Source organism: Luteolibacter arcticus, from assembly GCF_025950235.1.
Taxonomy (GTDB): domain Bacteria; phylum Verrucomicrobiota; class Verrucomicrobiia; order Verrucomicrobiales; family Akkermansiaceae; genus Haloferula; species Haloferula arctica.
On the sequence record NZ_JAPDDT010000015.1, the window covers coordinates 141,639 to 164,689 of the forward strand.

Genomic DNA, 23,051 nt, shown 5'->3' on the forward strand with positions numbered 1-23,051 from the left:
GGGCGGGTGAGCAGCCTTGCGCGGACGGGGCGGCGAGGCAAGATCGCGGCATGTTGACCGTGTATGCCTACCAGGGCTGCGATACCTGCCGGAAGGCGCTCAAGTGGCTGAAGGAGCAGGGGATTTCCCACGAGGTGAGAGCGATCCGCGAGACGCCGCCGTCCGTCGCGGAGCTGAAAACCGCCGCGAAGGCCTTTGGTGGCGAGTTGCGGCCGCTGTTCAACACCGCCGGCGGGGATTACCGCGAGCTGGGTTTGAAGGACAAGCTGCCGACGATGAGCGAGGCCGAAGCGGTCGCGCTGCTCTCGAAGAACGGCAATCTGGTGAAGCGGCCTTTCGTTATCGGCGGGGGCGTCGTGCTCGCCGGATTCAAGGAGGAGGAGTGGCGGCAGACGCTGGCTTGACCCTTTCGCGGCGGTGGCGTTAGGGTCTCAGGATGGAAAACCCTCTGTCAGACGTGCTGCGGCACAAGGGGAGCCGTGTCAGCCATGTGGCACCCGAATGCACCGTTCAGGAGGCGGTGCGGCAAATGAACAGCGAGCGGGTCGGCGCCCTGCTCGTGATGTGCGACGATATCATTGTCGGGATCTTTACCGAGCGCGACCTGCTCCGCCGCGTGGTCGCCGAGGACCGCAGTCCGGCCGCCACCCGGGTCGGGGACGTCATGACTTCCGAGGTGGTCGTGGTGAAGCCGAACCGCACGGTGGGCGAGGCGATGCAGGTCGTGACCGAGAAGCGGGTCCGGCACCTGCCCGTGGTCGAGGACGGCCGCCTGCTTGGCATCATTTCCAGCGGCGACCTGACGCGCTGGACGGTGGCCGAGAAGGAAGGCCTGATTCACTCGCTGATGGACTATATCCAAGGGACGTATCCTGCGTGACGGAGCGGGTCAGGGATCGATTTTCGCCTCGGCCTTACCCAGCACGGGATTTCCGCGAACGGTGCGGTCTTCAGGAAAGGCGATCTTGTCGGGTCCGGCGAAGTAGTCGGTGCTGACCCATTGGGCCCCGCTGGCGAAGGCCTTGTCGCGCATCGTGGCGGACGGCTTGTTGACGTTGGCGCGGGTGCGGACGAGGAAGCCGTCTTTCACGAGACCTTGGATCTCGTCGAACTGGCGGATGGGGTCATTGCACTTGAACCATGCCGCGGCGGGGTGGGTTTTGTCGGGCGCGCTGGCGAACATGAGGCGGCCTTCGAGGGAAGGATTGCCTTCCAGGTAGCGGCTGCGGATCGCGTCGGTATTGTCCAGGCAGAAGAGGAACTTGCCGCGCAGGGTGTCCACGTCTGGCCAGCCGTTTTTGAGCACGGCCTCGCGAAGGGTGGGGGAGCTGCCGCGGACGTCATCGGGCCGTAGCAGTCGGCCGGCGGGGATCACGGAAAGGATCTCTTTTTCCAAGGCTAACAGCCGTTCGCGGGTGAAGGTTTCCGGCTTGGTCGGCAGCGGTGGTTGCGGCTGGTCCTTGCACTCGATGAGGATCATCACCGACAGGTGGCGCGGGTGTTGGTCGGACCATGCGAGCATTTCTGCGAGACCGCCGGTCAGGAGGGGGGTGTTGCTCCAGCAATCGACATCGGGCACGTGCAGGACTTTCGTACCGGGCTTCTTGAGGAGGCCGGTGGGGTCGTGAGGGGGCAGCTTGGTGTCGCGGAGACCGGCGAGTTTCAGGCCGAGCGGCTCGGCAAAGAGCCCGCCTTTTTCGTCCGAGAAGATATCGAGTTCGAACTGGCGCAGGCCGGCGTCGAGTTGGGCGGAGAGCGGCGGGTGCGAGTAATTCCATGCGTTGGCGTTCTTGTTGAAGGCCTTCAGCGTGCCGAGCAGTGCCTCGGGCGGGGCTAGGTGGTAGGAATTGTGGCTGCCCAGTGCCTGGATCTCGTTCAGCCGCGGTCCGGCCATGGCGAGGGTCGGGAGCAAGCAGGCGAGGAGGGAGAAGCGCATGGACCTTCCGTTAGCGCGGGTGGGGGGAGGCCGCGAGGCGAAATCGGTTACGGTTTGGCGCACCGCACCGCCGAGTGAAATTTTGCATGCAAAAACCCGGCGATGACTTGCCGTATCCCAGTGCGTTGTCATGCTGACCCGGATGAAACCCGTTTGCCCGCGGCTTGCCGCCATCCTGCTTGCCCTTGCCGGGCCGCTGGCGGGAGCGTCGCCGTTTTTCGATCCGGGGGTGCCAGTCCATGCCACGCCGGTGGATGCGGGGGTTTCGGGAATCATCGCGCGCGGCCTTTTGATCCGCACGGGCGGCGACGGCTGGGTGGTATTCGACCAGGATCTGCTCCGCCCGGCGCTGTGGTTCCAGGCTCCGGCGGGAAAGCCGCCGGTCTCGCTGGTGATGATGTCCCAGGCCTCGTGGGAAAAGGCGACGCAAAAGGGTGGCGTGAAGCCGCCGGTGCCGACGGCTCCGGGGTTGGCACTGTCGCCGGCCCTGCCAGGCGTCGGAGCGACTCCCGATGCCCTGCTCAAGGATCCCCGGCCCACCTTTGGCAATGACCCGGGTCGCGGGGGGCTGGAAAGCAGCGGCCGCCGTTTTCTGGGCTACCATCTCGCGGGCGACGCCGGCGTGCTCTCCTACCAATGTGGTGAAACGGTGGTCCGCGAGTGGTACGAGGGGGATCGTAGCAATCTCAGCCGCCATCTTGCCGCGGCCGCGGGAGGAGAAATGCTTTTCCTGGTGACTGCCGGTGATTTCGAGGTCAAGGGCAGCACCGCCACCTCACCTGCCCTGCAGGTTTCCGCGAACCACCCCGGCGTGAAACTGGAAGCGCGCGATGGTCATCTAGTCGCCCGCTTGGCCGCTTCGAAACAGGAACGCCGGGTCTCCCTGAGCTACGGCTCGGATCGTACCGGCGCGGCAGGCAAAACCCCGGCGGCACCGGTTGCCTATCCGCCGCGCTGGAAGCAGGGAATCGACACGCGCATCAGCGAGTCCGCGCGCTCGGGCCCCGGCTGGGTGCTCGACAAGGTCGGCCTGCCGGAGGGCAACCCGTGGAAGCGCCGCGTGCGCCCGGCCGATATCGTCTTCCTGACGCCCGAGGAAGCCGCGGTGGTCACCTTCGAGGGTGACGTCTGGCGCGTCGATCTCGCCGGGGGGCGGGTTCGCTGGACGCGCATCGCCGCCGGCTTGTCCGAGCCTTTGTCGATCGAGCAGGTGAAGGGGGTGGTGCAGATCCACACCCGCAATGGCTTGGTTCGCCTGCGCGATCTCAACAACGACGGCGAGACCGACTTCTACGAGAACCATAGTAGCTTGCTCCTCCAGACCGCCGGTCTGCGCGGCTACCCGCTGGACATGGAAGTCGATGACGAGGGCAACACGTGGGCATCCACCGGCGGGATTGTCACCGACGACCGCGCGCTGACCAACAAGCCATCGCCGAACCCGCACACCGGGGCGATCGTCAAGGTCTCCGCCGATGGCAAAAGCGTGACGGTGGTCGGCAAGCATGCCCGCGAGCCGTTTTTCGGCCGCGACCCGCAGAACGGGCATCTCGTGATGTCCGAGCAGCAGGGCCACTGGGAGCCGTCGTCCGGGAGCTTTCCGGTACCGGAGGGAGCCTCGTTCGGTTTCGGCTATGCGGATGCTTCGAATATCACGCCGCCGGCAGTGTGGATTCCGCATGATCAGGACACCTCGTCCTCGTCGCCGATGTGGCTGCGCGGCACCGCATTCAAGCCCTGGGAGGGTGGAATCCTGCAGCTCTCCTACGGCACGGGCCGGCTCTTCCTCGTGCGTCACGGTGATGGCTGGCCGGCGAAGGAAGGGGCGGTGATCCCGCTCGGCATCGACACCGGGATTCCCGTGCTCCATGCCCGAACGCATCCGGCGGATGGCTCCATCTGGCTCGCCGGTTTCCGCATCTACGACTCCGGCGCGCCGGACCTGCAGGCGTTGGCACGGTTGCGGCCGGCGAAGGAGCCGCTCGCCGCACCGGTGGATGCGCGGGTGGTGAAGGAAGGGGTGGTCATATCCTTCGCCACGCCGGTGGAGCCGTCCTCAGTGAAGGCCGATGGGGTTCAGGCGAAGGAGTGGCAGTACCGGCGTAGCGGTGGCTACGGCTCGCCCCGTCTCAAGCGCGATGGCAAGCAAGGGGTCGATCCCGTGGCGACCGGCGGCACCTTCCTTTCGAAGGATGGCAAGAGCGTCTTCATCCACATCCCGGACCTCAGGCCGACGATGCAGCTCGAGATCTCCCACCGCTTTTACGTGAAGGGGGGCAAGGACGAGCCGCGTTCGTTGTTTTTCACCGTGGCCTCACCACCGCCCGCCGCATGGGCAACGCTGGGCTTCGAGGTGCCGAAGCTGGATCCCGCCGCCGCGAGCGTCCATGGCAGCGCGACCGCGAATGCCACGCCGACCGTGGAGCTCGGCAAGGAGCTGTCCACCCGCTACGGCTGCATCGCCTGCCACTCGCTTGATGGCGCGAAGGAAGGCCACAGCGGGCCGACTTGGAAGGCGCTCTACGGTTCTGAGCGCCGCTTCACTAAAGGCACGCCACGCAAGGCCGACGATGCCTATCTGATCGAGTCGATGCTGGACCCGGGCAAGGCCATTGTGGAGGGCTTCTCGCTCGGGATGGGCAGCTATGCCGGCGTGCTGAGCGAATCGGAAATGCAGAGTATCGTGCTCTTCATCAAGTCGCTGAAGTGAGGCGTCACGGCTTCGCCATGCCCCAGGAGCCGGCGACCATTTCCACGACCTCGATGAATTCGCGGCCGTCGTTCGTGCGGCGCTTGGCGACGGCGAGCCGGAGCGGCAGGCCGATCTCCGAGACCAGCTTGTCCACGGTTTCCTTGTCGTAGATGTCGGAGCCGTCGAAGACCGCCTTCAGGCGGGCGAGGGCGACCGAATCCCTGCGGACCCACGAGGTCGCCTCGCGGCCGGGCATCGGCACGCTGAGGCGGAAGCGGGTGAAGTGGGGGCTCGGCTCCTCGCCGAGTTCCGGCTTCACCAAAAGGTTGAAGATGCCGATCTGGCCGGGGGGGCCTTGGAGGAGCTTGTTGAAATGATCGTCGTTGAAGGCGGTGAAGGATTCCCAGTCGATCTTGGGGCCCTCGTCGGTGAAGATCACCGGCACGGGAAAACCATCGGGCATCGCCTTGGTGCAAACCTTGAAAACGAAGACCGGTGGAGCGGACTGCTCTTTGTTCAGCTCGACAGCGCTCGCCGGGATCGGGCCGTCGCCGTTTGCCTTGGCGTGCTTTTCCATCTCCGGGCGGACTTCTTCCGGTGAAAGCACGAAGGCACTGCGGGCCTGCCAATCCGGCGCCCCGAGGAAGGCGATCAGCGTCTCCTGGGCATCGTTCACCTCGGAGCGTTCAGGCGGTGGTGGAGGCTGCGAGCCCTGCGCTGTTTCGTTCGGAGCCGGGGCCGGGGCAGGTGCCGGTTCGGCAGGTTGCGTCGGAGTGGAAGGCGAGCCGAGCGCCGGGGACTCGAGGATCTGGAGTTGGCGACCTTTGCCGAAATGATAGCCCACGGCGGCGAGCGCCAAGGCCGGCAAGCCGATGGCAAGCGCGAGCCGTGCCTTCGAACGCGGACGCCGGGCGGGTGCGGTTTCCGCGAGTTCGTTCGCATTTTCGATCTCGTCGAGGATGGTCGCGTCGGGAGGAACGGGTGCTGGCAGCGGTGGGACCTCCGGGGCTGCCGCGGCAACGGGCGCTGGAGCGGCAGGAGGCTCCGGGATCGGAGCGGGTGCTGGCGCTTCAGGAAGCTCCGGGACTGAAGCTGCCACCGGAGCCGGAGTTGGTGCGGGCTCTGGAAGGGGCGCTGCAGGCGTCGGCGTCGGCGGGGTGGGCAGCCGTGCGGGCAAGCCGTGAGCGGGGTCAGGGCTGACGATTTCCTGCCAGCACTTCGGGCAGGGCCCCTGCATTCCGGCAATGGAAGCGGGGACCGTGAGCACAGCGCCACAAGCGGGGCAGTCGAATTGCAGGGGAGTCTCCGGGGTCGAACTCACGCGTGCAGGCTAGAAGCGATGCGAGCAGGGTCAAGGAAGGCCGCAGTTCTATTGTTAAATAGGCCTAAAAGTAAAGTAAACTTAGATTTCTCAAAGAGTTAGCTATCCATTCTTTCCTTGCGGATCGCGGGAGAATGCTGCTAAACGTATCACCCCTACGCTCCGCAACCCTCGGAGCGGTTCACCCCCGCTCACCCCCTATTCCCCCCATGAAGACGCAAGCCGGAAGGCTCCTTGGTGTCGCTGTGCTCGCCATTTCGGCAGTCACGACTTCCCACGTTCGCGCAGGCGAAGAAGTTCCTGATCCCTGCTATCCCGACAATCGCAACGCCACTTCAACGGCGCTTGGCAGAGGGACGCTCGGCATGGCTTGGGCATCCACTCGCGATGTTGGCAGCCACCTCTATCGGAATCGCGCCGGGATCCGTCCGGGCAGCCGCTTGGTCGAGGAGGCGGTACCCGTTTCGCCAAGCGCGAAGGGCGGGATGTCCGCCAAGGGTGGCGCGAAGATGGCCGCGATTTCCGTGCCCGTTCCCAACCGTTGGGAGATTTTCGGTTCGGTCTTTTACCAAACCAACGACAGCGACGGCGACAGCTACGGCTACGGCGGGAAGAAAAAGAAGAAGGACGACAAGTACGACAGATACGGTGTCTATCAGGTCGGCGGTAATGGTGGTGGTGTCGGCGGCGTTGGTGGAATCGGCGGGGTTCCCGGCTTTGCCTCTGCCACGGATAGCTCGCTGGATGTCTTCGGCGGCAGCATCGGCGTCGAATACCATATCAACCGCAACTGGAGCATCGGCCTCGGTCTCTCCGCTGCACAGGGCGATCTCGACATGGGATCTGCCGGCAGCGCCGACATCGACTCAGTTTCGCTCATTCCTTACGTTTCCTACTACCGCCCCGACACGGTCGGCTCCGCCGACCTGTGGGCCGGCCTGATGTATGCCTACGGCATGCATTCCTACGAGACCCGCCGCTACACCGGCGCGGGTATCGCGACCGGCGAACCGGACGCGGATACCCACACGATCGAGTTCAATGTCGGCTTGAACTTCGGCGAGGACGACTTCGTCCACGGCCCGTACGCGGGCATGCGCTACATCACCGGATCGGTGGACTCCTACACCGAGGTCGGTCCCGGCGCGACGTTCTTCGGCGAGCAGGATGTGGACTCGCTGGTTTCCATCCTCGGCTACCAGGTGTCCTGGAAGATGCGCGGTGGCAGCGGTTACTGGGTGCCGCAACTGCGCGTGGCTTGGGAGCATGAGTTTGAAGATGGCAATGCCACCGCCTTTGGCATCCCCTACGCCGCTGCTGATGAAGACATCGGCGTGGTCGGTGCCGGCATCGGCTACTGGTGGGACAGCGGTTGGCACCTCGGTGTCGAGTATGAAGGCCGCTTCGGAAGCGAGACCGAAGCCCACTACGGCGGTCTGACCGCCGGCAAGGAGTTCTAGGATTTCCTCGCGCATCATCGCCCCGCCCGGCCCTTGGCTGTGCGGGGCTTTTTTGGCTCGGCTTGAGAGTTGCTAGAAGCGCGGCAGCGGCGGATCCGGCTTTCGGCAATGCAGTCCGCTCCCGTGCGATTCCTGTGTCGCTCTGCGACACCATGCGGGTGCCATCCAATCCGCGGGCTGAAGCCCGCGGCTACCGTCCCTGACCGCTACGCGGTCGCTGGAGTCCGCTTGAGTTTGATCGCTCCTTTTCGATCCCCTCTATCACGGGAGGAGTTGCGTTCGAGTGGATCGGATGCGAGGAAAGATCACCGAAGATGGCCGTGAAATTCCGAGACTATTACGAGGTGCTGGGAGTCCCGCGCGATGCGAGCAAGGACGACATTCGCAAGGCCTTCCGCAAGTTGGCGCGGACGCACCATCCCGACGTGGCGACTTCAAAGGAGGGCGCGGAAGAACGCTTCAAGGAGATCAACGAGGCCTACGAGGTGCTCGGCGATGAGGAGAAGCGCAAGAAGTACGACGCCTTCGGTCAACAATGGAAGCACGGGGAAGGCTTCACGCCGCCACCGGACAGCGGCGGCTATGGTGGCTGGGAGGGCGGCGACGCGGGGGACAGCTATCACTTCGAAGGCACGGGCTTCAGCGACTTCTTCGAGAACTTCTTCGGCAGCCGCGCGGGTCGTGGTGGATTTACGCGAGGCGGTTCCACCGCTGGCAGCTCGCGGCCGCGGCGCGGTCGCGACATCGAGTCGGAGATCCTGGTCACGCTGGAGGAGGTGATGTCCGGGGCCGAGCGGACGCTGGTGATCCAACCGCAACATCACGGCCATCCGGAGGGGCGGCGGACGGTCACGATCCGCATCCCGAAGGGCGTGACCGAAGGCCAGTTGATCCGTGCCGCCGGCTTGGGCGAGCCGGGAAGCTCCGGTGGTGAGCCGGGTGACCTCTTCCTCCACGTCCGCTTGGAACGACACCCCGACTACCGGGCGGTGGAGCACGACCTCTATCTGGACCTTCGCCTTGCGCCGTGGGAAGCGGTGCTCGGTGCCACCGTGCCGGTGCGCACGCCGCACGGCGAGACGCGCATCAAGGTGCCGGCGGGAACCGAGCAGGGCACCGAATTCCGCCTTTCCGGCAAGGGATTGCCCAAGGGCAAGACCGGGGAGTTCGGCCATCTCTTTGCGGTTGCCCAGGTGGTGATGCCCGCGACCGTGACCGAAGACGAAAAGCGCCACTGGCAGGCGCTTGCCGCTGCCTCGAAATTCAACCCGCGCTAGGCCATGAATTCCGACTCCGAACCAGCTGATGGCGAATTGCTAGACCTTGAAGCGGCCTCCCGTCTTTGTGGCCTTCCTTCTGAAATGATCGTCGAATTCACCCGGACCAAGGTCATTTCCGTGGTCCGTGGCGGTGAGCCGGAAAGTCTCGCCTTCGACTCTGTCTGTCTTCATCGGCTGCGGAAAATTGAAGCTCTGCATCACGATTTGAGCATGACCCCGAAGTCGATCCACTTCGTCATGGATCTGCTCGACCGCTTGGAATCTGCAGAGCGGGAGTTGCGGATGATGCGCGAGCGCTTGCGATGAAAGCGATATTTGTTCAACTGAATGGGAAAGAGAGAGTCGGCGCGGCGCACCCCGATAATGATGTCTTGGAGCGCCCGCAGTGGAGAGGTTCTTTCACTTTAGAGGGCTTGACTGATCTGTCTGTGAGTTGGTGTTCTCCCGCACTTTAAAATCGCCATATTTTGACTCCAAGATTGCATCAGGATTCTATATCAAAGACTTTTCCGAATCCCCTTGTGATGATGATCATCTTGCGTCTTAGCCTCGTTGCGCTTCTTTTGCTCTTTCCAGTTCTTCGTGCCGAGGTAGGGGTTTTCGTTCCACCTGATCCGACTCCGAAAACTCGACTGGAACGGATCGAACTGGAGCCCGGACGTCCCTTCGACTGTCTGGTGGTGGAAACCATTCCGGGTGTCTCGTATGCGATCGAAGCTTCTGATGACCTGCTCCAGTGGGAAAGACTCGGGGATCCCCATTTCGGCCTCGGGCATGAGATTGTGACACCAATAATTGAGCGCGTCGTGGTGACTCCTCCGGAAGAACCGGATCCGGATCCATCGCCCTCCGGACCTCCTGAGCGGTTCGTCTCCCTCCTCCTGCGCCCGGCAACTACCGGCGGCTTGATTGCTTCCTTCCATTCACTGGACTCTGAGGGGACGGTAGTCCGTCATTTTCCGGAACTCGAGCTATCGCAGGAATGGCAGCAAGTGCCCCTTTTCGTCTCCTCTTACTTTTCCGGCCACACCTTCGCCATTTGGCGTCCTGGTGCAGCACTCCCTCCACCGGCCACGCCGCTTCCGGCACTTGGCCCGAAGGATCAGACCGCGCTTGAGATCTTTGAAGCTCACTTCGCGGACATGGATCTGGAGGTTCAGCAGAGCGTTGCGAGATCTCGAAATCAGCCGCCTCCGCCTCCGTCTGCCCCCGGAAGCAGACGCTTCTTCCGGGTCAAAGGAGATGCTGGGGGCGATGCCGATGGGGACGGCACGCCGGACTGGCTGGAGCTTGCCGTGGCCGCTGCGGGTGGGGAGGATGCTGCTTTCGGCGATCCCTTCAATGCCGACGCCGATGGCAACGGCACACCGGACGGTCAGGAGAAGGATGCCGACGAGGACGGGATCGTTGATACTGTCGATGCCGCTCCTGGCGACAATGCTGTCCAATGGCAGAAAGGTGATCATCTCCTCTTCGCGCTCTTTCCGGTCACCGGCACCGGTGCCATCGCCCATGTGAATGACCAGGGCGACGTGCTCTATCGGGAATCGGTTTGGCACAATGGCGCTCCGCTCGCTCTCAATCCCGCGAGTGGAGCCCTGCTTTCGGATTGCTACGCCATCGGCATTGGCGACAACGGTTTCATTCTGGGCATCGGCGATATCGATCCTCCGGGGGATGCCGGCGTGTCGAAAACCCATTGCATGGTGACTTGGCCGGTGGCGGGAGGTGACCCGATGCCCCTGAAAATCGGAGAAAACTATCTGGTCCCGGTGGCGCATGCGTTGCCCGGCGGAGAGGCGCATGTCGGTTTCCCGGCTCCCTCCGACATGAACGTCAACCCCGACGGGAAGTTTGTCGCTAATCTGGGGGCGCTGGTCTCCGGTCCTGGATCCGGCGGCACTTACTTCACAGTGCAGGTGGATCGCGAGGCCGAAGCTCCCCGCCAGATCTGGCAGGGAACCGCCGGCAGCCCCACCGTGACCCAAGTCGCGGCCGCCGGGGAGCAAACCGTCTGGATCGCTTCCAACGGGCTTGAATGCGGGACGGACGATCTGGGGAGATTCAAAGCGGGCGATCATGTTTTCAACGGTCCTTACAGCCGCGTCGCCAAGCTTCCGGGCGGGGGGCTTGGCGCGTTCGCCGATAGTGCTCTAAAGCCCTTTTTCCTCGATTCGTCCGACTCCACTTGGAAAGAAAACGGCACCCTCAAGTCGGCTGTGGACTTCTCGTCGGAAGGGCGGTTTGCCCTCCAGCCTTCCTGGAATGTCTGGCTCAGCGACTTCGATATCCGCCCGGGACATGAGATGGCTCCCGGTTTGCCCGGGGCTTGGCGGGGAATGGGGGTCCGGTTTGCCGATACCACCCGCCACGGGTGGACCTTGACCCTGAAGAGCGACGAAAACGCGCCTCTCGAGGCCATGCTTGGCGTGCCGCTCCGCCTCTCCACCGACACTCCTGCCAGCGGCCTGGACAGCCAGTCGGCCGCTGCCAGCGACGGGAGCCCATATTCCGCCGTGCTCCGTGCCGGGAACAAGGATGAGTTCTGGATCATGGTGCCCGCCGGCGGCTCCACCACCGTACGCGTCAAAAGTACTGCCAGCGCCGCCGTTCCCATTGTGATCGACCAGACCGGTGCTGTGACCACCGATCCCGCCTCGCTCACGAGCGCCGATCAAACGATCGCGCTCTCGGCCCCGGCCTCGGCGCATGGGCAGGAGTTCGCCCTCTCCTTGAAGATCGGTGCGGTCCCCTCCGCCTCCGTTCCCATCCGCGTCAAGGTGATGAAGCCCCGCGTGGTAAATGTTTCCGTCAGGCCCTTGAAGCGACCCAATTTCACGGAGACGAATCCGCCGAGCAACCTGCCGCCGCTTCCGACCGAACTGGAGATGGAAACCTATTTGAATGGCGTCTTCCAGTCTCAGGTCGGGGTGACTTTCAATGTCATCCCGAAGGACGAGAGCGAAATGGCTGCTGACCCCGGGCAGTCTCTCGATCCAGTAACCGTTCCCCAAACCACGTTAGACGCTATCGTCGCAGGGAAAACGGAGGGCCACATACAGATCTTCGTCACCGGAGGCTATGCCAGCTTGGGAACTCCCTCCCAAACCAACCCGTCCTTGGGGGGCTGGACTCCCGACGGCGGCGACGGCGGAGGAACCAAAATCTGGCTCCCCGTGAGGGCTCTGGTCGGCGGAGATGCCGCCGGTAAGGAACGATGGCTGAATAGCTTGGCCCATGAAACCGGGCATGTGTTCTGGGGGGAAGGTCACCCGAACGATAAAAGCAATCCCGGCATGGCAGCCCTGCCCGGCACCGATCTGACCCTTCGACTGATGTACACCTACCAAGGCAGCGGCGCTCCACCGAAGCTGATTGTCAAAGCGGAATGGGATGAGGCGGAGGGTTGGTTGGAGAGGAACGTGAGGGACGAGGAAGACTAATGAAAGCTCTCTGTCCGATAGGAATTTTCTTTCTCTGGTTCATGGTTCGGTTGTCGGCCGCGTTGCCGGATGTTCCCGATGATCAGCAGGGCGCGCAACGGTGGCTAAATCGACGGATCTTAGAAATTGAGCAAATCTCGACCAAACCAAATCATGAAGCATTGCCAAAATTGGGAGAAATGATCCGGCAACTAGGGGTGCTTGATTATCGAGACTGCGAAGAGAAAGAAGAAGTTATGAAAAAACTTCGAATTTACATAACTGAAATTCCCGGCCACGCAGAATGGTTCGGGAAGGAAATCAAGGCGATGACGGACAACAAAATCAACCGTACCGGCCTCCAATTTGAAGGCGGGAGGGGCTGGTATTTCCAAACATTGTCCCAGCTACCTTCTCCCGAAACCGTCAAAGTGCTTGGCGAACAGCTCTTCGACGAGCGCTCTCCCTTCGAGGGCCCTCTCAACGAAGCGGAGTGGAAGCCGAGCTGTTATTTCGCCGCCGCTGCGCTCCATAACCTCGGGCTGGAAAATCCGCCGGTGAAGACGAGTTACGCCGACTACCGCAACGATCTCCGAACTTGGCAATTGTGGTTCGAGCAGGTCCGGGCTGGGACACGCACCTTCTCCTTCAAGGGTGACAAGACGATCTATTCTCTCGCCGGTCCCGTTGCCGCGGCGCTCGATCCCGCCAACGGCCAGTCTGAATCTCCTCAACCGGTACCGGACCTAGCGGGTGCTTCGCCCGGCTCGTCGAACCTTTCGGTGTGGATCGCGCTTTCGTTTGCAGTGGTGGCATTGATTCTCGCTGCCAAGTTCGCTTTTGCAAAGAAACCGGCGTGACCGCTTGGCCCACGAAACCGGTCACGTTTTCTGGGGGAGAGGCCATCCGAACGACAAAAGCAATCCCGGCATGACAGCCCTGCCCGGCACTGACCTGACCCTTCGACTCATGTATACCTACCAAGGCGGCGGCGCTCCCCCGAAGCTCATCGTCAAGGCGGAGTGGGATGAAGCGGAAGATTGGTTAGAAGGAAACGTCGACTAATAGGAATGAAACCGATCTTGATCCTGGTGATATTTGCGTACCTGCTCCAAGGGGCCTGCATCGCGTTGCCTGAAGATCCTGCTGACTACGCGGAATGGGAGGCGCGGCAACTTGCGGCAATCGAGGAGCGGAAAGCCCTTCCGCCGGAGCAGGCTATCCCGAATCTAGGAAAGTGGGTTCGCAAGTATTCGCTCAACACTCATGTCGAGAAAGGAGACCGGGTGGTCTACAGCAGTGCTCGCGATTTGCTTCTTTCAATTCCCGGCCATGCCGAATGGTTCGGTAAGGAAATCAAGGCGATGACGGACAACGAAATCAACCGCACCGGACTCCAATTCGAAGGCGGAAGAGGCTGGTATTTCCAAACATTGTCCCACTTGCAAAGTCCCGAAACCGTCAAGGTGCTTGGCGCGCAACTCTTCGACGAACGCTCTCCGTTTGAGGGGCCCATCAACGAAGCGGAGTGGATGCCAAGTTCCTGTTTCGCCGTGATTTCCCTTCACAACCTCGGCTTGGAGAACCCGCCCGTGAAGTCGAAGAATCCCGACCACCGCAACGACGTTCGCTCCTGGCAGCTATGGTTCGAGCAGGTACGGGCCGGGACACGGACTTTCTCCTTCAAGGGCGACAAGACGATTTATTCGCTCGCCGGACCGGTTTCCACGGCGCTTGATCCAAGCGAAGCTCGGCCCGGCTCTCCTCAACCGGGACCCGACTCTGCCAGTGTCTCGCCCGGCTCATCGAACCTTTCGGTGTGGATCGCGCTTTCGCTGGCAGTGATGGCATTGATTCTCGCTGCCAAGTTCGCCTTTGCGAGGAAAGCGGCATGACCGCTTGGAATCCGCAGAACGCGAGTTGCGGATGATGCGGGAGCGATTAAGGTGACAGTGGATGCCCTCTTTTCAAGATTCGGGGAATAAAGTCGTTTGACCGCTGGCGGAACGGTGGCACTTGTTAGAAGTCGGCGATCAAATCCGACGGAACCCGAATTGAATATGAAGCTTACCTACTTGATTGCCGCCGCGTCCCTTGCTTGCTTCAGCGCTTGCGAAAAGAAAGAGACGCCGGAAGTGAAGGAAAAGATCGATGACGCTCTGGACCGCCGTCCGAACGAGGGAATCAAGGATGCCGCGGAAGACGTCAAGGACGCGGCCAAGGATGCTGGTGGCGAGGTGAAGGACGCCGCGAAGGACCTCAAGGACGACGTGAAGGACGCGACGCGCTGATCGGTGCGCCCCGATTTTTTCCTGATTCCGAAATCATTTAAGATCACCCGCTTCTCCTCTGGCCTGAGCAAGGTCGATGGGGGAAGCGGGATTCTTCTGTGCCCGATCGTCACTTCAGGACCCGGTGGACCTTGCGGAAGACCAGCGCGCCGCACATGGCGCCTAACATATCGGCCGCAAGATCGGCGGGATCGTTGCCGCTGCGGCCGGGGACTTTCGTCTGGTGCCACTCGTCCGACACGCCAGTCATGAAGCAGACGAGGAAGGTGAGGGCAAAGATGAGGCCCCAGTTCGGATTCTCCGGACGACGCCGAAACAGGAAGGCGGAGAACAGGCCCGCGCCGCCGAAGAAGTAGCCGAAGTGGAGGAGCTTGTCGCTGGCCCGGAAATCGAGGCCCGGCGGGAAGTGCTGCACCCGTGAGGAGAGCCACCACAGCGTGCCGAACCAGATCGCGAACGCGGCGAGCCAGAACCAAGGCTGGCGAGTCAGGCGGCGCATCGAATCAGAGGGTCCGATGGAGATGGAGCAGGAGGAAAGGGAGGGAACAGAGAGGGATCATGGATTTCTCCGCGGTCTCTGTTTTCTCCCCTGAAGATCCGCTCCCTTGCTTACTGCTTGCGCAGCTCGTCCTCGAGCCGCTCGGCCAGCCACTGCTTCATCATCGACTGGTAATTGAGGAAGCGTGAGCGGGCGATGCGCTTGATGCGGGACAGCATGCGCGGGTCGAAGCGCAGCGTGATGGTCGTGGATTCACGCGAGTCGGGCTCATGGATGGAGCCGGACATGAGCCGGGCCTCCAGTTCATGGGTTTCCCAGAAGCGGGCTTCGGCTTCTTCGTCGTCAAAGATCGGGATGTCCGACCAGCGGGCGATGGGCTGCATGGGCTGGCTCATTATTTGAACTCGGCGTATTTGCGCTCGTAGAATCGTTGTTCCCCGTCGCTCATCGGCCGTGCGGCGATGACGCGGGTGCGTTTGCCGTCGGTCCAGAAGCACACGAAGAGGAGGCGGTCCGCGACGGTGCGGCCGAGGGCGTAAAAGCGGCTTTCGCCCGACTCCTGGTCGGGAAGCAGGCGCAAACCGAACGGGTCCTCAAGGGCCTCCTCGAGTTCGCGGGGCTTGATGGACTTCAGGTCGAAGTGGACGTCGATGAGGTCGAGTTCCATAGGGAATCGGTTGCGGCCCGCAGAAAACACAAGAATCGCGGGCTTGGGAATGGGAAATTGGAAATAAGGGGGAAAGCCGGATTTCCGGTCGTCTAACGACGTGTAGCCCCGGATTTACAATGCCCATTCAATCGTCGCCGAAAAGATCGACGGCGAGGCGGGCGACGGTGTCGGAGCTGATGATGAAGGGCTGTGGCTCGCTGCTGATGCGGCCGAAGAAGAAGCGGTTCTGCCGGCTATCGCTGGCGGGAGCGAGCAGGATCTCGCGGCGCTGGATGCCGGCCTCCTCGTTGTCCGCATCGCGGAGCTTGATGCCGAGGGTGAAGCGCATGGCCGGCTTGGCCAGGGCGGCGCGGGCGTTGGCGTCGTCGGCTGCGAGCCAGCTATCGCCACGGAGCTTGAGCAGCGGGTCGAGCAGCCGGTTGGCGCGCTCGGTGATCAGCTCGGCGGAGCGGTCGGTGTCGCCCTCGTGGGCGGTCCATGACTCGTCATTCCAGCGGTAGCCGAGCTTGAGGTCGGGGCTACCTTCCATCTGCCGCTCGATGAAAGCGAGGTCGAAGGAGGCGATGTTCAGGACATCCGGCTGCCGCCATTGCCAGATCTTGGTGGAGATCTCGTTGATGAAGGCGTCGTCCAGCTTCATCACCCGGGGCACACCGGCATGCATCGCGTGCCATGTGCCATCGCGGCCCTGGCCGAAGTGCAGGTCGACGACCTTTTCGGCGTTGGTCACGATGCGCAGCTTGAGGGCGGGGCGGTCGAGACCGTAGGGGGTAAGATCGACCGCGGCGTCGCTGGGGAAGCCGATGACCTTGGTTTCGGTCACGGCCTTCAGCAGCCGATAGAGCGACATCTCATTGAGCGGCTCCATGCGGCCGGCGGGATTCTGGACCTGCCAGCGGCCGCCCTTCGGGCAGGCGAGCGCGATTTCCTCGGAGGTGGCGGGGGAAATGAGAATCCCCTGGATGTCCACGACCTTGAGATCGGTCAGGCGTGGGTCGCGCAACTCGTTGACCGTGTCCGGCAGGCCGGCGATGGAGACGAGGTCTTCGACGGGGATCTTGGTCGCCGGGGTGCCATCGGTGGCGAGGGTGGGGGCGAGCGGCTTGAGCCGCAGCTCGAAGACGGTACCGGGCCGGTCACTGACGGTGGCGAAGACGGTGTCGGCCTCGGGTGTCGCCGGCGGCATGATTTCCATCACGACCTCCTCGGGCTGGCCGAAATGCTTGATAGCGATGCGCTGGCGGCCGTTCACGTCGTCGGCGGGCAAGGTGACCTCGGAGCGCTCGGCGATCTTCACGGCGCGCAGCAGGTAGAGGTCGGCGAGGAGCTTGTTCACCGCGGTCTCGTCGGTCAGCAGCTCGAGCGGCTTGGTGATGAGCCATGGGGCCTTGGCGCCGGTGCGGGAGAGCACGACCTCCGACTCCGCGCTCTGAATGCGGACGGATTGCAGGGCGACGGGATTGAAGAAGAGCGGGTGATGGTCGCGCAGGTGACGGAGACCGTCGCGGAAGAGGAAGTGGATGTCGCCGGTGGTGGCGTAGATGTAGCCGCCGTGCTCGCCGTCCTGCGGCTGGAGAAAGACGGTGGGGATCTCTTCCTTGGTCTTCGGGTCGCGGTGCAGCCACTCGGTCTTGCGGCCGAGCAGGTAGGTGGCGAGCGAGTTGCCGTCCTTGTCCTCGATGCGCACGCCGATGGTGCCCTCGATGAGGCCGGCCTTGACGGTGTCGATCTTGCCTTCCGGGATGATGTCCTCGACGCGGGTGCCGAGGGTGAAATTGAGGATGCCATCCGCGGCGGACGGGTCCATGCGATCGGCCCACGGCTTGGCCACGCGCCAGATGCCTTTCTCGAAGATGCACTCGGCCTTCACCCCGTTGCCGGAGAGCAGGATACGGTGGATCTTCTGCGGGTCGAAGTCGTAGAGGCGGTCGCCGGTGACGGTGGTCTTCGGCCCGAGCAGGCGATCGAGGCTTCCTTCGGAAAAACGCAGCGAGGCGGTCAGGGCGGCCGCGACGGTCACCACGATCAGCAACAGCGTGAAGGAAATCGAACGCATGGATGTCAGGCGCGGCGCGAGGACCAGACGAGGCCTGCGATCAGGGCTCCGAAGGCGGGAAGGAAGAACAGGTTCACGCGGTTGATGAACGAGACCTGGCTATCGAGCAGCGGGAGCTTGTAGCTGCCCAGCGTGCGGGGGCCGCTGCCGGTGAGTTCCTCGCGGCCGATCAGCCAGTTCACGCTGCTGGCGAGGAAGTCCTTGTTGATGTCCGAGAAGTACTTTGGCGCGAGGAAGTCGGAGTTGGACACCACGACCATGCGGGAAATGCGTTCGCCGAGATCGTCGCGGGTCGCCGCGCCGCGGATCACCGCGCCAGCGAGGCTGATCGGGCCGGGATTGTCCTCGCGCGGGTCGAAGCTCGGCTTGGCGGTGGAGAATTTCGTTTCTCCCCAGAAGTCATTGCCGGTCTCGATCAGCACGTAGGGGCGGATGCCCTTTGAGGTGAGGTCTTCGTTGTCCTTTTCGCGGACTTCGAGGCTGGAGGTGGCACCTTCGAAGATGGTGGTCTTGTTGGCAAAGTCGCGGGTGAACTCCATGCCCGCCGTGAAGCCGGCGCGGACATTCGTCACGACCTGATCGCCATTCTTGGAGATGATGCGGTCCTTGCGCGGGGTGATGCCCACGTTCCGCAGGAAGGCCCGCAAGCGCGGCGGGGTATCGACGCCGCCGAGCGTGATGAGCAAGGATGACTTCGGCCGCTCCCAGTATTCCGTGAGGACCTCCAGTTCCTGCGGGGTGAAGTCGTAGGTGGGATTGACGATCGCGACGGCGGACACGTCGTCCGGGATGCGCTCGATGCCGGAGATGCGGGCGCGCAGGGTAAGGGCATTCTGGCTGAGAAGGGTGGCTTCGAAGTTCGTGAGCGGCGAGTCCGCGCCCTCGTTGCTGAAGCCGCTCTTGTCGGCGAGCAGGTAGATCTTGCGCGGCTTGCCTTCGATCGCGGAGAGGATGCCGGTGGTGATGGCGTCCTCGCCGAGGAAGCCGGTGATCTTGCGCTGGCTGTTGTCGCCCTTGAACTCGGTCTCGTAGCGGATCATCCGCTCGGCCTCGATGAAATGGACGTGCGAGCTGGCATTGCCGGCCGCCTCCGCGGTCAGGCTGGTCTGCTTCTGGTCCGTTGTCCGCGCATCGATGATGGCGAGGTCGGTGGTGAACATCGACTTGCCGAAGGAGGTGGAGAAGACCTCGCCGTACTCCTTGGCCACCTGCTGGGTGCGGTCGGGCGAGCGGACGGGATCGAGCAGCTCCAGCTTCACCTTGCCGCCGGAGAGGCGGTAATATTCCTCACCGAGGGCGCGGACCCGGTCGTAAATCGGGCTGCTGCGGCGGAAGGCGAGCAGCAGGCGCACCGGCTCGGCGCGGTCCTTCACCGCGGCCGATTGGAGGTAGCGCTGGGTGGCGGGCGAGAGCGTGTAGGCCGAGTCGGCGCTAAGGTCCTTTGGCACGTAGTGCTGCGAGCCCAGGTAATTCACCGCGGCGAACAGCACCGTCACACAGGCGACCTGGAGCAGCGAGAGCACGCCGGTGCCGAAGCGCCGCACGGGTTTCGCCGGCTTTTGCGTCGTGGGATCGGATTCGTTGCTCATGGGGAATTAGCGGCGCCAGCGGCGGTAATCGATCACCTGATAGGTGAGGAAGAGGACGAAGGCCGCGAGGCTCAGGTAATAGACCACCGGCCGGGTATCCAGCAGGCCCTTGGTGAAGTAGTGCAGGTGCTCCTGGCTGGAGATGTAGTGGAACATCGGCGCGGCCCTGAAATTCTCGCCCCAGATCGCGGTCACGTAGCCGAGGAAATAGTGGATCACCAGCATGCCGATGGTGAGCAGACCGGCGATGATCTGGCTGGAGGTCAGGGCCGAGGCCAGGCAGCCGATCGCGGTGAAGGCCGCGCCCATCAGCAGCAGGATCGAGTAGGCCCCGAGCATCGAGCCCGGTGAGTAGGCCGGCGGGACATCGGTCACCCACTCGTACATCCGGAACTGCAGGTAGCTGGGGATCCACAGCAGGGTGTAGAAGACCATCGCCGCGCCGTATTTCGAAAGCACCACCTGCCAGGTGCGGACCGGGGCGGTCAGCAGGCCTTCCAAGGTGCCGCTGCGTTCCTCCTCGGCGAAGGAGCGCATGGTGATCAGCGGGAAGATGAACAGGAACCAGAACCAGAACAGGGTCGTATTGTAGGCCGAGTAGACGAGACTGTTTTGGCTGGGCGAGTCGCGGAAGCCCTTCATCGCCGTCGAGAGTGCCGCGCCTTGCATGGCCGTCACGAAGACGAGCACCACCCAGCCGAAGGGATTGAGGAAGTACCCCTTCAGCTCCTTGCGGAGCATGATGAACAAAAGTCGCATGGAAATCCGGCCCGCCCGCGCGGGGACGCTTGTGTAGGGAATGGATCTCCGGCCGGAAACACCAAAATCAGGCTGCCGCAGCAAGCGGGCGAGAGTGCGATTTCTTCGTCTTTCCCCTTTGCTCCGGGCGATCCCGTCATTAAATGCTGGGCGTGACCGCTAAAGCCCTCCTGCTCGCCCTCGCCCTCGCGACTGTCGTTTCCACCTCCGCCCCTGCGGCGGTCAGCCTCGGCACCGATGCTCCTGCCGCCCTACCAAGTGTCGAGGGCCCGGCCAAAGCCGCGCTCGATGCCTTCCGCGAAGGCCGCCACACCATCGGCGTGGATCTTGCCAAGCCATTGGCGGAGAAGGGGGACGCCGATGCCTTGTTCCTGCTGGGCTTCGCCGCGGAGACCGGCCAGGGCACGCCTGCCTCGCGGGATGCCGCGCTGGAGAATTACAAGAAGGCCGCCGCCGCCGGCCACAAGGATGCGACCTACCGCCGCGCGTTGATTTTGCTGAACTCGAAGGAGGAGAAGGATCGCCAGGACGGCCGCGAGGCGCTCGAGTCCGCCGCCAAGACCGACCCGGCCAATGCCGGCCGGATCCTCGGCGAGGCTTGGTTGCGCGGCCTGCTCAGTGAAAAGCCGGACTCCGCCAAGGCCGCCGAGTGGTGGAACAAGGCGTCCGAGGCCGGTGACACGCCGTCGATCCTGCTGCTTGCCCGGCTTTACGAAGGAGCTTTCGGCTTCAAGGAGAAGGTCGATGCCAAGCGCTCGCTCGATCTCTACCGCAAGGCCGCCGGACTCGGCGACGCCAGTGCCTTCATCCCTCTCGGTTCGCGCCTGCTGAATGGCGAGGAGTCGCTGCGGAACGAAAAGGAGGGCCGCGAGTGGCTCGCCAAGGCGATCGAGAAGGAGCAGTGGGCGGCCTACCTGGCGCTCGGCGACTTCGAGGAAAACGTTAAAAAGAACGAGAAGGAAGCGCTGGCCAACTACCAGAAGGGCGCTGACAAGGAGCAGGGCGATTGCATGCTTCGCGTGGCGGGCTTCCACCTCGAGGGCAAGGGCGGTCTGGAAAAGAGCGAGGAAAAGGGCCGCGAGTGGCTGGTGAAGGCCGCCGAGGCCGGCAATGCGCTCGCCGCGCTCGAAATGGCGTCGCGTCTTTCCAAGGTGGAGAAGCCGGAAATGCTCTCCGTCTACAAGTATCTGCTTTCCGCGGCGAACACCGGCCTGCCGGTCGCGCAGAACGAGATCGGCCTGCTTTACGTCTCGGGGAATCTCGGCCTGAGCGACCCTACCGCTGCCATCGCGTGGTTCACCGCTGCCGCCAAGTCGGGCCACGCTGCGGCGCAGAACAATCTAGGCACCCTCTACGAACGCGGCATGGGCACCGCCGTGGACTATAATAATGCGGGCCAGCTTTACTCGCTGGCTGCCAACCAAGGCCACGCGGCGGCGACCACCGGTCTCGCCCGCCTGCACGCCGGGGGTCTCGGCACCGAGAAGAATCTGCCGAAAGCCTGGGCGCTTGCCTCGCTCGCGATCGAGCGCGGTGACAACGAGGCCAAGACCTTGCTCGGCGACCTGACCAGCAAGTTGCAGGGCGACCAGCTCAACGAGGCGAAGAAGGAGCTGGAATTGCTCAAGAAGCCGGCGGAGGAGAAGCCGGCGGAGGAAAAGCCCGCCGGCGACAAGCCTGCCGGAGAGAAGAAGCCTGCTGGCGAGAAGGCGACGGCTGTCACGCCCGCGATCGAGGTGCCCGCTCCTGACGCGCCGAAGGAAGAGAAGAAGGGGGAATAGTTGAGAGTCTTGGTTGAGAGTGAAAGGCAAAGTCCCGGTCTCGACGTCTCTTTCTTCCTCTCAACCCTCAACTACTTACTCTCAACTGATCTCATGCGCGTCCTCGTCACTGCCGGTCCGACCCGCGAGGCGTTGGATCCGGTGCGGTACCTGACCAATCGCTCGTCGGGCAAGATGGGCTACGCCATGGCGGATGCCTTTGCCCGCGCGGGGCATCAGGTGCTTCTGGTTTCCGGCCCCACGGTGCTGGTGGTGCCGGAGGGCGTCGATTTCCTGCCGGTGGAGTCGGCGGCGGAGATGTTCGAGGCGGTGAAGCGACACATCGGCCGCATGGATGCCGCCGTCTTCGCCGCGGCGGTCGCCGACTACCGCCCGGCCGCGGTTTCGGAGCAGAAGATCAAGAAGACCGGCGAGACGCTGACGCTCGAGCTCGTCCGCACGCCGGACATCCTCGGGTCTGTTAGAGGGGAGTTCGGTTTCACCGGCACGCTTGTCGGCTTTGCCGCGGAGACGGAGAACCTGTTAGCCAACGCCCGAATCAAGCTCGAACGCAAGGGCTGCGACCTCGTCATCGCCAACGACGTCTCCAAGCCCGGCATCGGCTTCGACTCCGACCGCAACGAGGTGCTGCTGGTCTTTCCGGAACACGTCGAGGCGTTGCCCGAGGATGAGAAGCATCATCTTGCGCCACACATCGTCCGCGAGATCGAGCGGTTGGCGGCAGAGAGGGGAAGGCCGATTGTATTGTAGCAAGGCAACAGCGCTGAAAGTCGCAACGAAACAGAGAAATGTTACAGTGCGAGAACTGACCTAATTCGCTGACCCCATTCACGGATAAGGTCGTGGCGCTAGTCCCGGCGGATTAAGCCACCACTTAACTCTTACTCCGTAATATAGGGTTTTTGCCCAAAAAACAGCGGTTTCGTGGTAGATCAGATCGTCTGGGCCGACAAAAGACTGCCCCTTCCACTGCCTGTTGATCCTGCCAACGGCGTCGTCTTGGCTAATATTGAACAAAGCAATCATTTCTCCTGAAATCTCATCGAAGAACGCTGTACTTTGATCGTCGGTTGTGAAGGTGTATTTCACTGGCTTTGCCTAGCGAACGAATCCGCCCCGGAGAAGATCGACGGATCTTTGTGTATGCCAAGAAGTTTGTTGGTCGCCAAGCCCGCGCTGCAGCTCCTTCCAGAATGCTGAAAGGTCAGGAATGGGGTCAGTCCCGAATGGCGCTAACTTAAGGCGGATTTGGGCTGTTTCACATACCTCGTCCGATGATGGATTTCGACCATTTC

At 62.9% G+C, this 23,051-nt stretch carries 22 protein-coding genes; 13 read left to right on the plus strand and 9 right to left on the minus strand.

Annotated elements, in window-relative coordinates:
* The first annotated feature begins 50 nt into the window (after positions 1-50).
* Complete coding sequence (locus OKA05_RS24025; protein WP_264489751.1) at positions 51-404, plus strand: arsenate reductase family protein; 354 nt, start codon at positions 51-53, stop codon at positions 402-404.
* Between the two features lie 32 nt (positions 405-436).
* On the plus strand, positions 437-880 hold the full coding sequence (locus OKA05_RS24030; RefSeq protein ID WP_264489752.1) for a CBS domain-containing protein: 444 nt from the start codon (positions 437-439) through the stop codon (positions 878-880).
* A 9-nt stretch (positions 881-889) separates the two neighbouring features.
* Here the strand turns inward: OKA05_RS24030 and OKA05_RS24035 are convergent, their stop codons facing one another.
* Positions 890-1,936, minus strand: coding sequence for a Ca2+-dependent phosphoinositide-specific phospholipase C (locus OKA05_RS24035; protein WP_264489753.1), 1,047 nt, complete (start codon positions 1,934-1,936; stop codon positions 890-892).
* Between the two features lie 142 nt (positions 1,937-2,078).
* Between OKA05_RS24035 and OKA05_RS24040 the strand changes: the two genes are divergently transcribed.
* Positions 2,079-4,646 (plus strand): c-type cytochrome, encoded by a 2,568-nt coding sequence (locus tag OKA05_RS24040; RefSeq protein WP_264489754.1) that lies wholly within the window; start codon positions 2,079-2,081, stop codon positions 4,644-4,646.
* Between the two features lie 4 nt (positions 4,647-4,650).
* Here the strand turns inward: OKA05_RS24040 and OKA05_RS24045 are convergent, their stop codons facing one another.
* Positions 4,651-5,949, minus strand: coding sequence for a hypothetical protein (locus OKA05_RS24045; RefSeq protein ID WP_264489755.1), 1,299 nt, complete (start codon positions 5,947-5,949; stop codon positions 4,651-4,653).
* A 209-nt stretch (positions 5,950-6,158) separates the two neighbouring features.
* Here OKA05_RS24045 and OKA05_RS24050 point away from each other — a divergent pair, with 209 nt between their 5' ends.
* From OKA05_RS24050 to OKA05_RS24085, 8 genes are all read left to right on the plus strand, one after another.
* A complete protein-coding gene (locus OKA05_RS24050; protein ID WP_264489756.1) occupies positions 6,159-7,409 on the plus strand; it encodes an autotransporter outer membrane beta-barrel domain-containing protein in 1,251 nt (416 codons plus the stop codon).
* A 314-nt stretch (positions 7,410-7,723) separates the two neighbouring features.
* Complete coding sequence (locus OKA05_RS24055; protein ID WP_264489757.1) at positions 7,724-8,686, plus strand: DnaJ C-terminal domain-containing protein; 963 nt, start codon at positions 7,724-7,726, stop codon at positions 8,684-8,686.
* 3 nt (positions 8,687-8,689) lie between these two features.
* Positions 8,690-8,995: a chaperone modulator CbpM gene (locus tag OKA05_RS24060; RefSeq protein ID WP_264489758.1), complete on the plus strand. Its 306-nt coding sequence runs from the start codon at positions 8,690-8,692 to the stop codon at positions 8,993-8,995.
* 161 nt (positions 8,996-9,156) lie between these two features.
* Entirely contained in the window at positions 9,157-12,132 is a 2,976-nt protein-coding gene (locus OKA05_RS24065) for a thrombospondin type 3 repeat-containing protein (protein ID WP_264489759.1), read from the plus strand.
* Positions 12,132-12,971: a hypothetical protein gene (locus OKA05_RS24070; protein WP_264489760.1), complete on the plus strand. Its 840-nt coding sequence runs from the start codon at positions 12,132-12,134 to the stop codon at positions 12,969-12,971. Before OKA05_RS24065 ends, OKA05_RS24070 begins: the two co-directional genes overlap by 1 nt.
* A gap of 70 nt (positions 12,972-13,041) precedes the next feature.
* Complete coding sequence (locus tag OKA05_RS24075; protein WP_264489761.1) at positions 13,042-13,176, plus strand: hypothetical protein; 135 nt, start codon at positions 13,042-13,044, stop codon at positions 13,174-13,176.
* Positions 13,177-13,181: 5 nt separating this feature from the next.
* On the plus strand, positions 13,182-14,006 hold the full coding sequence (locus OKA05_RS24080) for a hypothetical protein (protein WP_264489762.1): 825 nt from the start codon (positions 13,182-13,184) through the stop codon (positions 14,004-14,006).
* A 165-nt stretch (positions 14,007-14,171) separates the two neighbouring features.
* Positions 14,172-14,402, plus strand: coding sequence for a hypothetical protein (locus OKA05_RS24085; RefSeq protein WP_264489763.1), 231 nt, complete (start codon positions 14,172-14,174; stop codon positions 14,400-14,402).
* A 109-nt stretch (positions 14,403-14,511) separates the two neighbouring features.
* Here OKA05_RS24085 and OKA05_RS24090 read toward each other — a convergent pair whose 3' ends face one another.
* The 6 genes from OKA05_RS24090 to OKA05_RS24115 all read right to left on the minus strand — a co-directional run bounded on the left by OKA05_RS24090 (position 14,512) and on the right by OKA05_RS24115 (position 19,975).
* Complete coding sequence (locus OKA05_RS24090; protein WP_264489764.1) at positions 14,512-14,901, minus strand: VanZ family protein; 390 nt, start codon at positions 14,899-14,901, stop codon at positions 14,512-14,514.
* 110 nt (positions 14,902-15,011) lie between these two features.
* On the minus strand, positions 15,012-15,284 hold the full coding sequence (locus tag OKA05_RS24095; RefSeq protein ID WP_264489765.1) for a CopG family antitoxin: 273 nt from the start codon (positions 15,282-15,284) through the stop codon (positions 15,012-15,014).
* Between the two features lie 11 nt (positions 15,285-15,295).
* Positions 15,296-15,568 (minus strand): BrnT family toxin, encoded by a 273-nt coding sequence (locus tag OKA05_RS24100; RefSeq protein ID WP_264489766.1) that lies wholly within the window; start codon positions 15,566-15,568, stop codon positions 15,296-15,298.
* A gap of 127 nt (positions 15,569-15,695) precedes the next feature.
* Positions 15,696-17,627, minus strand: coding sequence for a DUF4340 domain-containing protein (locus tag OKA05_RS24105; RefSeq protein ID WP_264489767.1), 1,932 nt, complete (start codon positions 17,625-17,627; stop codon positions 15,696-15,698).
* 5 nt (positions 17,628-17,632) lie between these two features.
* Positions 17,633-19,216: a DUF7088 domain-containing protein gene (locus tag OKA05_RS24110; protein WP_264489768.1), complete on the minus strand. Its 1,584-nt coding sequence runs from the start codon at positions 19,214-19,216 to the stop codon at positions 17,633-17,635.
* 6 nt (positions 19,217-19,222) lie between these two features.
* The gene (locus OKA05_RS24115; protein WP_264489769.1) at positions 19,223-19,975 is read right to left on the minus strand and encodes an ABC transporter permease; all 753 of its coding nucleotides are present in this window, start codon (positions 19,973-19,975) and stop codon (positions 19,223-19,225) included.
* Positions 19,976-20,127: 152 nt separating this feature from the next.
* Here OKA05_RS24115 and OKA05_RS24120 point away from each other — a divergent pair, with 152 nt between their 5' ends.
* Positions 20,128-21,756, plus strand: a complete 1,629-nt coding sequence (locus OKA05_RS24120; protein ID WP_264489770.1) for a tetratricopeptide repeat protein — start codon at positions 20,128-20,130, stop codon at positions 21,754-21,756.
* A gap of 93 nt (positions 21,757-21,849) precedes the next feature.
* The gene (locus OKA05_RS24125) at positions 21,850-22,506 is read left to right on the plus strand and encodes a phosphopantothenoylcysteine decarboxylase domain-containing protein (protein WP_264489771.1); all 657 of its coding nucleotides are present in this window, start codon (positions 21,850-21,852) and stop codon (positions 22,504-22,506) included.
* A gap of 78 nt (positions 22,507-22,584) precedes the next feature.
* On the opposite strand, the gene OKA05_RS24130 is transcribed toward OKA05_RS24125, so the two are convergent.
* On the minus strand, positions 22,585-22,845 hold the full coding sequence (locus tag OKA05_RS24130; protein WP_264489772.1) for a hypothetical protein: 261 nt from the start codon (positions 22,843-22,845) through the stop codon (positions 22,585-22,587).
* Positions 22,846-23,051 lie beyond the last annotated feature (206 nt).

What these genes read in the sequence shown, in the direction of transcription:
- OKA05_RS24110 (WP_264489768.1), bottom strand. Translation starts at nt 19,216, where the DNA reads ATGAGCAACGAATCCGATCCCACGACGCAAAAGCCGGCGAAACCCGTG.
- OKA05_RS24085 (WP_264489763.1), top strand. Translation starts at nt 14,172, where the DNA reads ATGAAGCTTACCTACTTGATTGCCGCCGCGTCCCTTGCTTGCTTCAGC.
- OKA05_RS24025 (WP_264489751.1), top strand. Translation starts at nt 51, where the DNA reads ATGTTGACCGTGTATGCCTACCAGGGCTGCGATACCTGCCGGAAGGCG.
- OKA05_RS24070 (WP_264489760.1), top strand. Translation starts at nt 12,132, where the DNA reads ATGAAAGCTCTCTGTCCGATAGGAATTTTCTTTCTCTGGTTCATGGTT.
- OKA05_RS24095 (WP_264489765.1), bottom strand. Translation starts at nt 15,284, where the DNA reads ATGCAGCCCATCGCCCGCTGGTCGGACATCCCGATCTTTGACGACGAA.
- OKA05_RS24090 (WP_264489764.1), bottom strand. Translation starts at nt 14,901, where the DNA reads ATGCGCCGCCTGACTCGCCAGCCTTGGTTCTGGCTCGCCGCGTTCGCG.
- OKA05_RS24115 (WP_264489769.1), bottom strand. Translation starts at nt 19,975, where the DNA reads ATGCGACTTTTGTTCATCATGCTCCGCAAGGAGCTGAAGGGGTACTTC.
- OKA05_RS24060 (WP_264489758.1), top strand. Translation starts at nt 8,690, where the DNA reads ATGAATTCCGACTCCGAACCAGCTGATGGCGAATTGCTAGACCTTGAA.
- OKA05_RS24075 (WP_264489761.1), top strand. Translation starts at nt 13,042, where the DNA reads ATGACAGCCCTGCCCGGCACTGACCTGACCCTTCGACTCATGTATACC.
- OKA05_RS24125 (WP_264489771.1), top strand. Translation starts at nt 21,850, where the DNA reads ATGCGCGTCCTCGTCACTGCCGGTCCGACCCGCGAGGCGTTGGATCCG.
- OKA05_RS24100 (WP_264489766.1), bottom strand. Translation starts at nt 15,568, where the DNA reads ATGGAACTCGACCTCATCGACGTCCACTTCGACCTGAAGTCCATCAAG.
- OKA05_RS24055 (WP_264489757.1), top strand. Translation starts at nt 7,724, where the DNA reads ATGGCCGTGAAATTCCGAGACTATTACGAGGTGCTGGGAGTCCCGCGC.
- OKA05_RS24040 (WP_264489754.1), top strand. Translation starts at nt 2,079, where the DNA reads ATGAAACCCGTTTGCCCGCGGCTTGCCGCCATCCTGCTTGCCCTTGCC.
- OKA05_RS24030 (WP_264489752.1), top strand. Translation starts at nt 437, where the DNA reads ATGGAAAACCCTCTGTCAGACGTGCTGCGGCACAAGGGGAGCCGTGTC.
- OKA05_RS24035 (WP_264489753.1), bottom strand. Translation starts at nt 1,936, where the DNA reads ATGCGCTTCTCCCTCCTCGCCTGCTTGCTCCCGACCCTCGCCATGGCC.
- OKA05_RS24080 (WP_264489762.1), top strand. Translation starts at nt 13,182, where the DNA reads ATGAAACCGATCTTGATCCTGGTGATATTTGCGTACCTGCTCCAAGGG.
- OKA05_RS24105 (WP_264489767.1), bottom strand. Translation starts at nt 17,627, where the DNA reads ATGCGTTCGATTTCCTTCACGCTGTTGCTGATCGTGGTGACCGTCGCG.
- OKA05_RS24050 (WP_264489756.1), top strand. Translation starts at nt 6,159, where the DNA reads ATGAAGACGCAAGCCGGAAGGCTCCTTGGTGTCGCTGTGCTCGCCATT.